Origin of the sequence: Nannocystis bainbridge (assembly GCF_028368995.1) — a bacterium.
Taxonomy (GTDB): Bacteria; Myxococcota_A; Polyangia; order Nannocystales; family Nannocystaceae; genus Nannocystis; species Nannocystis bainbridge.
Window position 1 is genome coordinate 2,632,623 of sequence record NZ_JAQNDL010000003.1, and the last position, 14,738, is coordinate 2,647,360.

At 72.4% G+C, this 14,738-nt stretch carries 10 protein-coding genes; 5 read left to right on the top strand and 5 right to left on the bottom strand.

The annotated features are described in order from the left end of the window. Nucleotides 1–201: 201 nt before the first annotated feature. The 3 genes from POL25_RS35715 to POL25_RS35725 all read right to left on the bottom strand — a co-directional run bounded on the left by POL25_RS35715 (nucleotide 202) and on the right by POL25_RS35725 (nucleotide 3,172). On the bottom strand, nucleotides 202–1,572 hold the full coding sequence (locus POL25_RS35715; protein WP_272090826.1) for a DEAD/DEAH box helicase: 1,371 nt from the start codon (nucleotides 1,570–1,572) through the stop codon (nucleotides 202–204). A 233-nt stretch (nucleotides 1,573–1,805) separates the two neighbouring features. Further along, entirely contained in the window at nucleotides 1,806–2,270 is a 465-nt protein-coding gene (locus POL25_RS44685) for a hypothetical protein (RefSeq protein WP_272090827.1), read from the bottom strand. Between the two features lie 239 nt (nucleotides 2,271–2,509). Further along, nucleotides 2,510–3,172, bottom strand: a complete 663-nt coding sequence (locus tag POL25_RS35725) for a hypothetical protein (protein ID WP_272090828.1) — start codon at nucleotides 3,170–3,172, stop codon at nucleotides 2,510–2,512. A 292-nt stretch (nucleotides 3,173–3,464) separates the two neighbouring features. Here POL25_RS35725 and POL25_RS35730 point away from each other — a divergent pair, with 292 nt between their 5' ends. The 4 genes from POL25_RS35730 to POL25_RS35745 all read left to right on the top strand — a co-directional run bounded on the left by POL25_RS35730 (nucleotide 3,465) and on the right by POL25_RS35745 (nucleotide 8,540). Further along, nucleotides 3,465–4,472, top strand: a complete 1,008-nt coding sequence (locus POL25_RS35730) for a hypothetical protein (protein WP_272090829.1) — start codon at nucleotides 3,465–3,467, stop codon at nucleotides 4,470–4,472. A 339-nt stretch (nucleotides 4,473–4,811) separates the two neighbouring features. Continuing rightward, nucleotides 4,812–6,749, top strand: coding sequence for a sulfatase-like hydrolase/transferase (locus tag POL25_RS35735; protein ID WP_272090830.1), 1,938 nt, complete (start codon nucleotides 4,812–4,814; stop codon nucleotides 6,747–6,749). A 313-nt stretch (nucleotides 6,750–7,062) separates the two neighbouring features. After that, nucleotides 7,063–7,413, top strand: a complete 351-nt coding sequence (locus POL25_RS35740) for an ArsR/SmtB family transcription factor (RefSeq protein WP_272090831.1) — start codon at nucleotides 7,063–7,065, stop codon at nucleotides 7,411–7,413. Between the two features lie 173 nt (nucleotides 7,414–7,586). Beyond that, nucleotides 7,587–8,540: an SRPBCC domain-containing protein gene (locus POL25_RS35745; protein ID WP_272090832.1), complete on the top strand. Its 954-nt coding sequence runs from the start codon at nucleotides 7,587–7,589 to the stop codon at nucleotides 8,538–8,540. 141 nt (nucleotides 8,541–8,681) lie between these two features. Here POL25_RS35745 and POL25_RS35750 read toward each other — a convergent pair whose 3' ends face one another. Then, nucleotides 8,682–11,543, bottom strand: coding sequence for a serine/threonine-protein kinase (locus POL25_RS35750; protein WP_272090833.1), 2,862 nt, complete (start codon nucleotides 11,541–11,543; stop codon nucleotides 8,682–8,684). Nucleotides 11,544–11,706: 163 nt separating this feature from the next. Here POL25_RS35750 and POL25_RS35755 point away from each other — a divergent pair, with 163 nt between their 5' ends. Continuing rightward, nucleotides 11,707–13,695 (top strand): serine hydrolase domain-containing protein, encoded by a 1,989-nt coding sequence (locus POL25_RS35755; RefSeq protein ID WP_272090834.1) that lies wholly within the window; start codon nucleotides 11,707–11,709, stop codon nucleotides 13,693–13,695. Nucleotides 13,696–13,768: 73 nt separating this feature from the next. On the opposite strand, the gene POL25_RS35760 is transcribed toward POL25_RS35755, so the two are convergent. Then, entirely contained in the window at nucleotides 13,769–14,578 is an 810-nt protein-coding gene (locus tag POL25_RS35760; RefSeq protein ID WP_272090835.1) for a hypothetical protein, read from the bottom strand. Between the last annotated feature and the right edge of the window lie 160 nt (nucleotides 14,579–14,738).

Sequence of the window (14,738 nt, forward strand, 5' to 3'; positions counted from 1 at the left end):
TTACGAGACATGTCCGATCGCGCACGCTGCGATCGCCACGATGCCGCGCGGTCAGGCTACGCCTCGACCTCCGGGACCTGCTCGACGGCCGCGGTCGCGACCCGTCAGGCCTTCGTCTCGACATGTCTCTCGAGACATGCCCAATCGCGCATGCCCTTCAGGACATGCCCGTCAGAGCATGTCCGTCGGGCCATCTGCGTCCTAGCGGACCGTCGCGCGCCGGTTGCCCGGCGCGCTGCGCCCCGGCGCGGCCGCCGAGCGCTGCTGCTGCTGCTGCTGCGGGCGCTGCGACTGCGAGCGCGGCTGCTGGGCGCGCTGCTGCTGCTGCGGCCGGCCTTGCTGGCCGCGCGGCTGCTGCGAGCGCTGCTGCGGCTGCTGCGGGCGCGGCGCGGACTCGACGACCATGCCGACGAACGGGTGGTTGTGCACCACCGGCACCCGGCGCTGGATCAGCCGCTCGATGCCCTTCAGGCGGGTCTGCTCGTCGCCGCTGCAGAACGACAGCGCGACGCCCTGCGAGCCGGCGCGGGCGGTGCGACCGATCCGGTGCACGTAGGCCTCGGGGTCCATCGGCAGGTCGTAGTTGATGACGTGGGAGATCCCGCTGACGTCGATGCCGCGCGCGGCGAGGTCGGTGGCGACGAGGACGCGGACCTGGCCGTCGCGGAAGCGCGACAGGGCGCGCAGGCGGGTGCTCTGGGCCTTGTCGCCGTGGATCGCCTCGGCGTGGATCTCGCCCTGGGCGAGCTGACGGGCCACGCGGTCGGCCCCGTGCTTGGTGCGGGTGAACACGATCGCCCGCGTGACCGCGCCGTCGCCGAGCAAGTGGCGCAGCAGCTCGCGCTTGTGCTCCTGGGCGACCATGTAGACCGACTGGGAGATGGCGTCGGGCGCCGACGCGACCCGGGTGGCCTCGATGTGCAGCGGGTCGTGCAGCACCTGGGCCGCGAGCGGGGCGATCTCGGGCGGCATCGTGGCCGAGAACAGCAGCGTCTGGCGCTGCTTCGGCAGCACGCCGACGACGCGGCGGATCGACGGCAGGAAGCCCTCGTCGAGCATGCGGTCGGCCTCGTCGAGCACGAAGAACTCGACCTTCTGCAGGCGGACCAGACCCTGGGACATGAGGTCGACCAGGCGGCCGGGCGTGGCCACCAGCAGGTCGACGCCGGCGCGCAGCGCCTGGACCTGGTTCTGCATGCCGACGCCGCCGTAGATGACCGCGTGGCGCAGGCCGGTGAAGCGGGCGTAGACGCCGATCCGCTCGCCGATCTGGGCCGCCAGCTCGCGCGTCGGCGTCAGGATCAAGGCACGCACGTGGGAATCACGGGCGACCGGGCGCAGCAGCATCTGGTGGACGATCGGCAGCACGAACGCCGCCGTCTTGCCGGTGCCCGTCTGGGCGCAGCCGAACAGGTCACGACCCTTCAGCGCATGAGGGATGGCCGCGACCTGGATCGGCGTCGGCGTGGTGTGACCCTCCTGGCGCAGCGCGCGGAGCAGGGTCTCGGACAGGCCCAGCGCGGCAAAATCCGACGACTGGGCAGGAGGAACGACAGGAAGGTTTTCTTGCACGGAGAGGTTCTCAGCGGCCCGCTGAGGGCCATGTCTTCGCCCGGGCGGTGCGATGCGACCGCGAGTCCAGGCCCGGAGGCCGATATGCTCGGCTCGCCAGACTCGCGGGGGTCGGCGCCAATCAAGGCGCAGGCCGAGGCGCAGGCGACCTCGCGCCGCGGACGAAAGACGCGCGGACGGGTACCATGCCTCGGCGGCCGACGCAACGACGCGGCCAGACGGTCGCGTCGAGCTCAGCGACGCTCGGTGGCGATGTTGACCACGATCGAGGAGCCCTTGAGGTCGGCGCCGTTCAGCGCCTCGATGACCCGGGGGGCGTCCTTGCGATTGCCCATGGTGACAAAGCCGAACCCGCGCGAAGCGCCGGTCTCTCGCTCGGTCATGACGACCGCGTCGGCGACCGGGCCGTAGTTGGCGAATGCATTGCGGAGGTCGCTCGCGGTGGTGCTGCTGCTCAAGCTGCCGACGAACAGGCGCACCGGGATCGTCGCGGCCGAGCGCTCCTGGCCCGGATTCTCGATCGCCCGCATCGCATCCTCGATCGAGGGGAGCGAGCCCGTGAGGTCCTCGGCGGTAGCGACAGGGATCTCCCGCGGACCGCGCTCGCGGCGGGCCTCGCGGGCCTGCGCCTTCTCTTGCTGCTTCTTGGCTTTATTGGCCTCGCGGGATCGCTTCCCGGAAGAGTAGTAGTTGCTCACGTCTGGTCTCCCTGGTGAAGGTCGCGCGCGTGACAGCGGGAAGTGTGATATTTGTTCAAATGCGTCTCGAGGGTTGTCGGCGAACGATCGCCCGGGTCCGTGCAGCTTACGGCAAAAACCGCCGCGGCGCCGCACCCTTCTCGCCGGCACAGGCGCCGGTCCGCATACCACGGCCGCCCTGCCCTTGTGACGGGCGTTTGCGGCGCCTGCGTTCGCTTGCGCACACGCCGGCCTTGCGCTCACGCGGGGCCGCGGTCCAGCGGGAACACGGCCACGGTGCACAGCCGGTTGCCGAGGCGGTCGCCGATCGCCACGGACCGCTGCTCACGAGGCATCAGCCGCAGCCCGCGCAGGCTGGCGGCGGACGACCATACGCCGAGATCGTGCACGGCGACCTCGGCGTCGCCGGTGAACAGCACCAGCACGGCGGCGCCGTGGCGGATGTGCGGGTCGGCGGCCAGCTTGTCGATGTCCTTCCAGACAGGTCGCTGGAGGGCGCTGGCGTAGGCGCGGTTGGGCCCGCGCTCGTTGTGCTGGGCGACGACCTTGACCTCGAGCCAGGCGGCGTCGACCAGCTCGACCGCGTCGGTCGGGGCGAACAGCCCGACCTGCGCCGCGGGGTCGACCAGCGGCCTGCCACCTGGCGTGACGACCATGTCGCAACGGACACCCTCGGAGCGGCGCCGCAGGATCCGGTCGCGCGGGAACCTGACCTCGGCCGTCACGCCGTAGCCGGCCCCCCGCAGGCCCTCGCGCAGGACCGGGTGCAGCTCGAGCTCGCTGCGGGCGTCGAGGCCCCGGACCGCCTGCTCGAGCTCGACCTCGGCCGACGCGGCCCCGAGCCCCGCCACCAGGGCGTCGGCGAGGTCGTCCCAGCGCCAGTCGATCGCGGTCGTGTTCACGGCGGGCGAGCTTAGCGCTCGCCCTCCGCCGCGCCCGCACCCGCCCGCAGCGCCGCGACGGACGCGAAGATTCGCCGCCCTCGCCCCGCCGCCGAGGTCTGACTCACACGCCGCGGCGCTCGCGTCGCAGGGCCGCGCGGCGCCTCGCCATCAACCTGTCTCTTCAGACATCTCACCGCCTCGCTGCGGTCGTCGGCTCGTTCGTCGTCAGCGACGGCTGTGCGGAGCGCGCGCTTGCGGCTCGCGACGGCCCTCGGCTATGCCTCGCGCTCCCCGACAGGAAGGTCCCCCCATGTCTCTGCTCTCCCCGGGCGCCCTGCTCCGCTACGAGATGGCCGACTTCGACGCCTCCGACAATTACGAATTCCAGATCCTCGAGACCGACGATCAACTCGTGCTGTCGAGCGCCTTCGAAGAAGGCGAGCCGGAGGCCGTGATCGCCTTCTCGAACGAGAGCCTGACGGACAGCCGCACCATCGCCGTGCTGTCGCAAGGGTCGTGGCTGTCCGCCGCGCTCGAAGAGCCGACCCGCGACGACGAGTGTGACCGCCTCGACGCCGACCTGCCGCCGTTCCTGCTCAGCCGCACGCAGCTGATGGAGCTGCGGGCCGGGGCCACGCGGCTGCGGCGGGAGTGGGCGCCCCCCGGCAGCCAGCCGGGGCAGCTGACGCTGAAGGAGCGGGTGGTCGTCGAGGTCGAGATCGACGACGAGCCGCAGGAGTTCACGGCGCTGGTGGCCGCCGGCGACGGGGTCGAGGTGACCGTGATCGACGACGAGGCGTGGCCGCTGGTGGTCGAGCGCATCGAGGGCGACAACTTCTGGCGCCTGCTCGCGCTCGACCACGGCGAGCTCGGCGACGGCGAGAACGACGACGACGACGACCTGCCGCCGCCCGAGCCCGCCGGCCCGCTCGCGGCCACCGGCCAGATCGGCAGCGACGCGTTCGTGGCCCTGTGCCAGCGCCTCGGCGTCAGCGGCATGGACATGGACTACCAGGGCTCGCGCTTCTCGCTGCTCGACGCCGAGCGCAAGATCGTCATCTCCGCCGAGTACAAGATCGTCCTGGTCGCCATGCCCGGCGGGGTGCTTCGCCGCGCTCACGTGTTCGATCGCTACATCCCCGACCAGGTGCTGGGCCCGCTCACCAGTGACGACCCCGTCGAACAACCCGGCACCCTGAAGGACGGCCTCGCCGCCGCCGAGAAGCTGGCCGAACGCGCCGGCGCCGACGTGCTCTACCCCGACGCCCTCGGCCCGATGTACATCGCCCTCTTCAACGTCCGCGCCCTCGCGGACTGATCCGACCTGCCTCGCGCTCGGCGTCCTCGCAACGCGAGGCGCCGGCGCAGCCTGCGTCTTCGCGGCCTGTGTCTTCGCTGCCGAGGCATCGACGCTCGCGGCCTGCGTCTCCGCTGCCCGAGGCGTCGATGCTCGCGGCCCGCGTCTTCGCTGCCCGAGGCGTCGACGCTCGCGGCCTGCGTCTTCGCTGCCCGAGGCGTCGACGCTCGCGGCGACCTCGAGGTCGTCCTCGCAGCGCGAGGTCCCGACCTCCGCGGCGCGTCTCGGGCGACGCAGCAGGACCGGCCGCTGCGCCGCCGCTGACCGGCCGCGGCGGCCGCGTGTATAGTCGCCGCCTTCGTGGCCGACGCGCGACCTCTGAGCCCCGCCGCCGCGGTCGTCTTCGCCTGGGCCGGGCTCGCGCTCGTCAACGCCGGCTGCATCGCCGCCCGCGCTTTGCCCAATGGCGGCCCGCGGGTGCGCGCGCTGAACCATTTGTTCGACGCCGGCCAGCTGCTGTTCCTCGGCCTCGTCGGCGGCCTCGCTACCCTGCTGTGGCAGCGCTTCGCCCCGCCGCGCCGATGGCTCGCCCCGCTGGTCCTGGGCCTCGCCACCGGGCTCCTCGGTTGGGCGATGCTCGCCCCCGACCTCGACAACTTCACCTTGCGCCTCGCCGGTCGCGAGCGCGCCGCGGCCCTCGCCGTCCTCCTGGCCGTCGTACTCGCCCAGGCCGTGCCCGTCGCCTACCTCGCGGGCCGGCGAATGGCCCGACCTCGCATTCGCTGGTTCGCCGTCGCGGTCGCGGCCATCGCCGCGATTCTAAACACCCGCATCCTGCCGCTCGACTATCCGGGCGTGCACGTTTTCCTAGCGATGGCCGCGAGCACCCTCGCCGCCGCCGCGCTCACCGGCATGCTCCCGCGCTGGCGGCTCCGCCCCGCGTCACGCCGGGTCGCCCTCGCCGTCGTCACCACCCTCGCCGTCGTCACGGTGGTCACCGATCCAGGCAACGCGGCCCGCGTCGAGCTGACGCGCCTCGACTCCGCCCCCCTCGCCGCGCACGTGCCCCCGTGGCGCGTGACGATCGATGATTCGCAGTACAAGCACATAACGATCCCGCCCGAGCTCGCCCCGTCGTTCGCCTCGCGCCAGGACGCCCCGCCGATCGCCGCGACCGAGCCGCCGCTCCTGCCGCCCGACGCGATCGTGCTGTTCTTCACCCTCGACTCGATGCGCGCCGAGGTGCTGCAAAACCCGACCAACCGCGAGCTGCTGCCGACGCTGCACCGCTGGCGCGACGCCGGCTTCTCCGTCCCGCGGGCCATCAGCCCCTCGACGGTCACGCGCTTCACCCTCGCCAGCCTGTTCACCGGCGTCGATGTCCCGCAGCTGCGGTGGGCCCGCGACAGCGCCACCCAGGGCTCGCTCGTCAAGGAGGATCGGCCGCGCATCGCCGATCTGCTGACCGCGCGCGGGGTCACCACGGTGCACGTCCTCAGTCAGTTCGAGCTGGTCAATCATATCAATAAAATCGGTCGCGGCTTCTCGGAGGAGATCGAAGCGACGATCCACGCCGGCGACAAATTGGCCTACGCGCCCGCGGTGATGGACGCGATCGTCACGCGCCTGCGGCAGCACGGCGACGGCCCGCTGTTCCTGTTCGCGCACTTCATGGACGCGCACCACCCGTTCGACTCGGGCGACCGCAAGGGCCGGGCCTACGCGCGCCACGTGTCCGAGCTCGCCAACATCGACCGCGAGCTGGCCCGCCTCGACGCCTGGCTCGGCGAGGCCGGGCTGTGGCCGCGCACGCTGGTGATCGTCAGCGCCGACCACGGGCAGGCGTTCGGCCAGCACGGGGTGCAGCACCACGGCGGACCGCCCTACGAGGAGCAGTGCCGGGTGCCGCTCGTCATCACCGGCCCGGCCGTGCCCGCGCACGAGAGCCCGTGCGACCTGCCGCTGCTCGACCTGTCGCCGACCTTGCTCGACCTGTTCGGCGTCGAGACCCCGGGCCCGTTCGTCGGCCGCACGCTGGTGCCGGCCCTCCGCGGCGAATCCCCGCAGTGCGAGAGGCCGGTCCTCAGCGCCACGTGGGACGTGTTCGCCCTGCTCCTGCCCGACGGCCTCAAGGTGATCGACAACCGCCGCAAGCGGACGCTCGAGGTCTACGACCTGAAGGCCGACCCGCGCGAGACGAAGAACCTGTGCGACACGGACCCCGCCGGCTGCGACGCCCGCGTCGGCCTGCTGCGCCGCTACCTCGAGCTGCAAGGCGCGATCGCGGCGCCGCGCTGAGTCGCCGCTTGCACATGTCCGATGGGACATGTCATCGCGGCTCTCCACGCGCGATGACGCCTGTCCTCGGGGACATGCCATTCGCCGGCGAGCCCAGGCACCCCGGCCCGACGGGCCATGTCATCGCGGCTCTCCAAGTTCGATGACGCCGATCCTCGGGGACATGTCACTCGCCAGCGATCCCCGGCGCCCCGGCCGAGCCCGCCGCTTCGTCCTTACGAAATCGCGCCGACCCGTCGCAAGACCCTTGACAGGCGGCTCTACGCCTTTTATTTAACCAAAAGGTTCGGTAACCGAACGGTTCACCACTAACATGCCGGCCAACGACCTCGACGCCACCTTCGCCGCCCTCGCCGACCCCACCCGGCGGGCGATCCTCGCTCGACTCGCGCACGGGGAGGCCTCCGTGTCGGAGCTGGCGGCCCCGTTCGCCATGAGCCTGCCTGCCATCTCGAAGCATCTGCGCGTGCTGCAGCGCGCGGGGCTCATCAGCCGCGGGCGCAACGCCCAGCAGCGGCCGTGCCGGCTCGAGGGCGCCCCGCTACGCGCGGTGGCAGCCTTCACCGAGCACTACCGCCAATTCTGGGACGAGAGCTTCGACCGCCTCGACGATTACCTGCGCGAGCTCCAGGGCGACGACGAGAAGCCGCGACGCAAGCACTGACCGTCGACCTCTCCTGCGCGCGCCCCCGGGCGCGCGAGCACCCGTACCGCACCGGTCGCGTGGCTTCGCCGCGCCCACGGCTCGGACGAGCACGCCACGCCCGCGCCCATTCCCCATATGACCGTCTGACGATTGTCCCCCCATTGCACGGATCGCACCGACCAGGAGAACGCATGACCGCAACGACCTCCCATCCCTTCGAGACTGCCGGCGACCGCGAGCTGGTGATCACCCGCGTGTACGCAGCCCCGCGCGAGCTGGTGTTCAAGACCTGGACCGAGCCCCAGCACGTCGTGCGCTGGTGGGGCCCGCGCGGCTGCACCACCACGATCCAGGAGATGGACGTGCGCCCCGGCGGCGTGTGGCGCTACGTGATGCGCACGGCCGACGGCACCGACTGGACCAACCGGATCCGCTACCGCGAGGTCGTCGTGCCCGAGCGCCTCGTCTACGACCACGGCTCCGACGTCGAAGACGACCCGAACGGATTCCACGTGATCACCGAGTTCCACGACCGCGGCCAGCAGACCGAGGTCGTGATGCGCATGCAGTTCGCCTCGGTCGAGGCGCGCGACCGGGCCGCCGGGTACGCCGGCGCCAATTCGACGTTCGACCGCCTGCACGAGCTGCTGGACGACCTCGCGGTCGAGTTCGTCGTGCGCCGCGAATTCGCGGCCCCGCGCGAGCTGGTCTACCGCGCCTTCACCGAGGCCGACCGGCTGGCGCGCTGGTGGGGCCCGAAGGGCTTCACGATGCAGACGCGCCGCCACGACCCCCGCCCCGGGGGGATCTACCACTACTCGATGCGCGCCGCCGACGGCCACGAGATGTGGGGCAAGATGAAGTACGTGGAGCTGACTCCGCCCGAGCGCCTGGTGTTCGTCAATTCGTTCGCCGACGGCGAGGGCAACATCATCGCGCCGCCGTTCGCCGACGACTGGCCGCAGGAGATCTTGCACACGATCACGCTGACGGAACAGGACGGCAAGACGCTCGTGACGCTCCGCGGCCTGCCGATCCACGCGACGCCAGCCCAGCGCGCGACGTTCCTCGCGGGCCACGCTTCAATGCAAGGCGGCTACGGGTCGAGCCTCGACCAGCTCACCGAGCTGCTCGCGACCGAGTGAGTAATCTTCTTGTAAGGACATGTTTTGAAAGACATGTCCTTACAATCATATTACCGGAATTGCGCCGGATGATAGCCTGAAGACCGACATGTCCCTTGGAGCATGTTCATGAGAGCACCCTCGCAACCGGCGCTCTTGCCCTCACTCGCGGTGCGTCGCTCGCCAGGCCTCGATCGCGCGCAGCAGCTCCGCCTCGCCCGGTGAGTCTCGCAGCGCCTCCGCGGCCACGGCTGCCTCGCCGCGGGCGCGGATCGGGCTCTCCGGCCACAGCGCGCGGGCCATGTCGAAGTGGGCGCGCGCCACCCGTTCGGGCGCCAGCGGGCGCGGGGCCGGGGGCAGCGTCGTCGCCCGCCCCAACGCCGCCGCGGCGGCCGCACGCTCCCCGCGGGCCAGCTGCACGTGTCCGAGCGCGCGCAGGATCGGCGCCAGCTTCGGGTCCTCCGCGCCGAGGCGCTGCTGCGTCAGCTCGAGCGCGCGGGTGTAGTGATTCGCCGCCGCCTCGAGCTGCCCGCGCGCCTCGGCCAGCTGCCCGCGATCGAGCTGCAGCGTCGCCACCTTCGGGTGGTCCGCCGGCAGGTGCGCGCTCCAGATCGCCTCGGCGCGGCCCAGCTCGCGCTCTGCCGTCACCAGATCGCCGGCCTCGCGGGCCGCGTCGGCGAGGTTGCGGTGGGCGCTGGCGACGATGTCGTGATCGTCCCCGTAGGCTGCCTGGCGGATCCGCAGCACCTCCGTCAGCAGCCGGCGGGCCTCCGCGTGATGGCGTTGTTCGGTCGCCAGGTTGCCGAGGCCCGTCAGCGTCTCCGCCACGTCCGGGTGGTCGGGTCCGAGGATCCGCAGCCTGATCGCCAGCGCCTCGCGCAGCGCCGCCTCGGCCTCCGCGTGGCAGTGCAGGTCGGTCAGCGCCTCGCCGACCTGCGACAGCGAGAACGCCGTGCGCGGGTGGTCGCGGCCGTACGCGCGCAGCCGGATCGCCAGCCCGCGGCGGAACAGCTCCAGCGCCTCGTCCGCGCGCCCCAGATCGAGCAGCGCCGCCCCCCGATTGTTCAGCGGCACCACCATGCTCGGGTGTGACTCCCCGAACGCTGCGCGCAAGATCTCCTCGTCGCGCGCGAACGCCTGCAGCGCCTCGTCGACGCGGCCCAGGTCGCGCAGCGCGATCCCGCGGAGCAAGTGCACGCGCGCCAGCTCGAACGCGTCGGGGCCGAGCGCTCGCTGCAGCGTCGTCGAAGCCCGGCCGAGGGCCACCAGCGCCTCTGCCGGGCGGCCCGCGTCGCTCAGCGCCTCGCCGCGGCGCAGCTCGAGCTGGGCCAGCGGGCCCTCGCCGAGCTGCCCGCGCTGCAGCGCGTCCTCGGCGTGATCGAGCCACTCCTCCGCGATCGCGAATTGGGCCCGCCGCGACGCCACCTCCGCCAGCGCGATCGCGGCGCGGAAGCCCAGCTCGTCGTCGCCGCGGCGGATCGCCCCGTGGAACGCCGGGTGCAGATCGGCCTCGGCCCGCTCGAGCTGCAGGCTCGCCAGCGCCGCGCGGCCGCGCCAGTAGTGGGCTTCATCCTTCAGGACAGGGTCCAAGAGACCTGTCTGTTCGGACATGACCGATTGTGCGAGCGCCAGCGCCCGCGCGTCGTCGCCGGCCGCCAGCTGGGCGCTCACCGCCGCCAGGCGGGCTTGCAGCGGCGCCGCCTCGCGCGCGGTGACACGGACCTCGCTTTCACGCGGCTGCAAGCAGCGCTCGGGCGCCGGCAGCTCGCGCACCGCCTGCAGCGCGCGCTCGGCCGCCGCCGGGTCGGCCAGCACCGCGAGCAAGGCTTCGAGCTCGCCGAGGCGCTCGCGCAGGCAGGCGCCGCGGCGGTCGAGCAGCTCGCTCGAGGCCTCGTGGCGGATATGCGTGGCCACGCACGCCTGCTCGGCGGTGCGGGCCCAGCGGGCCGCGTAGCCCGCGAGCTCGTCGACCAGCGCCCGCGCCGACGCCCGCGCGTACGGCAACGGGCTGCGGGCGAAGCTCAGCAGCAGCGCGTCGTGACGACCGGGGTTGTAGACCTCGCCGACCGCCGCCGCCGCCGCGCGACAGTCGATCGCCGCCGGCTGGACCAGCGCCGACCCGGCGCCGATCGTCACCACCAGCGCCGTCAGCCCGGCGACCCATTTGTGCGTGCGATGCGGGTCGCGCGACAACGCCGCGAGCAGGGCCGCGAAGTCGGCATGGCGCGCGCCCGGATCGATCTGCAGCCCGCGCTCCACGGCGCGGCGGATCGCCGTCGGCACCCGGTCGTGCGCCGGCGCGGCCGCTCGCCCGCGCAGCAGCGCCCCGCGGATCTGCTCCACCGTGGCCCCCGGGAACGGCCGCTCGCCGTAGAGCGCCTCCCACAGCGTCGTGCAGTAGCTGAACTGATCGCTGCGCGCGTCGGTCGGCGTGCCGAGGAATTGCTCGGGCGACATGTACGCCGGCGTGCCGACGAAGCCGCCGTCCTGGGTGATGAGCACGTTGCTGGCGCGCATGTTGCCGAGCGCATCGAGCTCGGCCTGGCGATCGATCGGCGCCGCCAGGCTGAAGTCGAGGATCCGCGGCCGCCCGTCCTCGCCGACGAGGATGTTGTCGGGCTTGATGTCGCGGTGGATCACCCCGCTCGCGTGGGCCGCCTGCAGGCCCGCGCCGACCTGCAAGAACACCGTCAGCACCGCCCGCCAGTCGCGCGGCGTCTCGCGCAACCACTCGCGCAGCGTGCGGCCGTGGACCAGCTCCATCGCGATGAAGATGCCGCCCTCGACCGGGCCCACCTCGTAGACCTGGACCACGTTCGGGTGCGACAGGCGGGCCAGCGCCTGCGCCTCGCGCTCGAGCCGCGACGTGCCGAGCTCGTGCGCCCCCGGGTAGTTGTCGCGCAGCACCTTGATCGCCACGCGCCGGTCGAGCTTGGCGTCGTACGCGGCGTACACGACCCCCATCGCGCCTGCGCCGAGCTCACGCAGGACGACGAAGCGGCCGATCCGCGACGGCGCGAGCAAAGCCTCGCCAGTGTCGCCCTCGCGGCCGTTCGCGACAAGGTCCGCGCGTGCGTTCCGCGACCTCGGGCGTTCTCCTGCGAGGAACGCTGTGTCGCAGCGGACGGGCCCGCGAAGTCCGGGGCGAGGGCCCGGCGACCTACGCGGACCCTGTTACACTGCTCGCGTGAATCCCCCTTCGGTCTTGACGGCGGACCTCCGTGGACGCCAGGTGAGGCGGCGCGCGCTCGCCGTCCTCCTGTTTATCCTGCTCGGCCTCGGCCTCGCGCTCGGTGACACGGTCGAGCCCGCTGGTCACGTGCTCGACGAGTCGGCGCTCATGCACGCGACCACCGCCTCGCCACCGCTCGAGGTCGCGGCCCCGCCGACGCTCGAGCAGCTGCAGGCCCGCATCGCCGCCGTGCTGAAGCGCGAGGGCGTGCCCGGCGTCGGCCTCGCCCTGGTCGACCGCGACGGCGTGCAGTGGGCCGGCGGCGTCGGCCTCGCCGACCGCGACCTCGGCGTCCCCGTCGGCCCCGACACCCAGTTTCGCGTCGCCTCGATCACCAAGAGCTTCGTCGCGCTCGGCGTCATGCGCCTGGTCGAGCAGGACCGCCTCGACCTCGACCAGCCGCTGCGCGAGCGCATGCCCGACATCGCGCTGACAAACGACTGGGACGCCTCCTCGCCGATCACCCTCGCGCACGCGCTCGAGCACACCGCCGGCTTCGACGAGATGCGCTTCAACGAGTACTGGAGCCCCGACGACGGCCCCGCCCCGCGCGACGCCCTCGCCATCAACCCGCACTCGCGCGTCGCTCGCTGGCGGCCGGGCAGCCGCGCGTCGTACTCGAACCCCGGCTACACGCTCGCCGGTCACGCCATCGAGCTCGCCACCGGCGAATCGTACGAGTCGTTCCTCGAGCGCGAGGTGCTGCGCCCGCTCGGCATGCCGACGGCCCGCTTTCGTCGCACCCGCGAATACGCCGACCGCCTCGCCACCGGCTATCACGGCATCGAGCGCGCCGCCACCTTCCAGCCGATCTACCACGCCCCGGCCGGCGCGCTGCTGGCCTCCCCGCGCGAGCTCGGGCAGCTGGTCCACTTCTGGCTGCGCCGCGGCGACCTCGGCGGCCCGGCGATCGTCGGCCCCGAGTCGCTCGCGCGCATCGAGCGGACCGGCACCCTGGCGTACCTCGGCACCGACACCAATTACGGCCTCGGCAATTACGGCGACGTGCTGCACGCGTCGCGCGGCCGCGGCCACGACGGCGGCCTGCCGGGCTTCCTCTCGAGCTACCGCTATTTCCCCGAGCTCGGGGTCGGCTACGTCATGCTGCTGAACAGCACGCATTCGCTGCCGGCATACCTCGAGATCCGCGCGCTGCTGTTCGCCTACCTCACCGGCGGTCGCGCCGTCCCGCCGCCGCCGCCGCCGCTCGCGCCCGACCCGAAGGCGATCGCGGCGCTCACCGGCTATTACGGGTACGCCAACCCGCGCGTGCAGCTGTTCGGCTTCCTCGAGCGGGCGATGATCGGCATCTCCGTGCGCCCCGACCCCGCCGGCGTCGACCTCGAGATGCTGACCGGCGGCCGCGTGCAGATGGTCCCGACCGGTGACGGCGGCTTCCGTCACTGGCGCGAGGGCGGCACCAGCATCCGCCTCACCCGCGGCGACGACGACCGGAAGATCCTCTTCGGCGGCCTCGCCTACTTCGAGGAGGGCTCGTACGCGTGGGCCCGCGCGCGCCTGCTGGCGCTCGCAGCGGCCAACTTCCTGACCCAGCTCGCCCCGCTGTGGGCGCTCGGGTGGGCGCTGTGGGCCGCGTTCCGCCGCCTGCGCGGCCGCGCGATCGCCAGCGGCGAGTTCGCGCTGCACGCCTGGCCCGCCGCGGCCGGGCTGACGTGGGTCGCGCTGCCGCTGCTGTTCATGCACATGGCCCGCGCCGAGGCCTACACCACCGCCAACCCGCTGAGCGTCGGGCTCTGCCTCGGCACCCTGGTGTTCGCCGCCTGCTCGGCCGCCGCTGTGGCCGAGGTCGTGCGCGCCGGGGTGGCGCGCACGGTGCCGCTGTCCGTGCGGCTGGTCCCGAGCGCCGCCGCGCTCGCCAGCTTCGGCATGACCCTCTACTTGATGTTCCACGGCATCATCGGCGTGCGCCTGTGGGCGTGGTGACCGCGAACGGCGGCGCGGGCCTGCTCGAGCGAGCAAGCGCCGCGCCGCCGCGGTGGTGACAGTCGGCTGTCGCTCAGTTGCAGAGCTGATTGCGGGGGATGCAGCCCTCTTCCTCGCCGCAATGGCAATCGTAGTTGCCCTGGCACGGGCCGCAGGTGGGCTCCTCGGGCGGGGCGCAGTAGCCCTTGATGTCGTTGATCTTCCAGGTCGAGTAGTAGTTGCTGGCCGCGTACGCGTACGACTGGCAGGCCGACGACGCGCTGGAGAGGGTCGAGGTCGAGCCGCAGCCGACCGAGAGGCCGGTCTTCGGGCCGCAGCTATGGGTCGTGGTGATCACGCCGCAGGTCGCGTAAGTGTACGTATTGATCGTCTCGGTGATCGCGTTGCAGGCGTTGTTGTACGTCACGCCCGCGTTGGCCTGGACCGCGTTGCAGGTGCTCGGGCCGGCCAGGGCCGTGTGCGTCAGCTGGGCCTGACAGCGGAACGACTCGGCGCTGGGCGCCGCGATCTCCTTGTTCTCGATCTCGACGATGAGGGCGCGGATCTCCGCCAGCTGCCCCGGCGAGGTCTCGCTGCCCGGGACCTCCGCCGCGATCGCCAGGTGCTCCTCCGCCGCGTACAGGCTGGCCAGCCCGTGCAGCTTGCCCGGCTCGCCGACGCCGACGAACTCCTCCTGGCCGTCGGCGCCGATCCGGCTCCACAGGCCTTTGTCTTGCTCGACCCAGCCGTCGCCGAGGCCCAGCTCCGCGGGCGTGAGCAGCGTCGGCTGCGACTCCGGGGTGGCGCCGTCGTCACCGGGGGCGTCGCAGGCGGACAGCGTGAGCGCCGAGGCGGCGGCGCAGAGGAACGAGAGGGCGAAGAAGTTACGGATGTGCTTGTGCATGGTGACCTCGATACAAAAACGTGGGCTGTGAATGCGCTGGTTCGGGCGCACGAGGGCCCGACGTCCGACCGCAAGGGTCGGGCGGGAGCGACGGACGCCATGCGTCGTCGCGGGCCTCGTGCGTGCCGGGCGGAGAGCGTCCGGCTTCATGAAGGGGTTG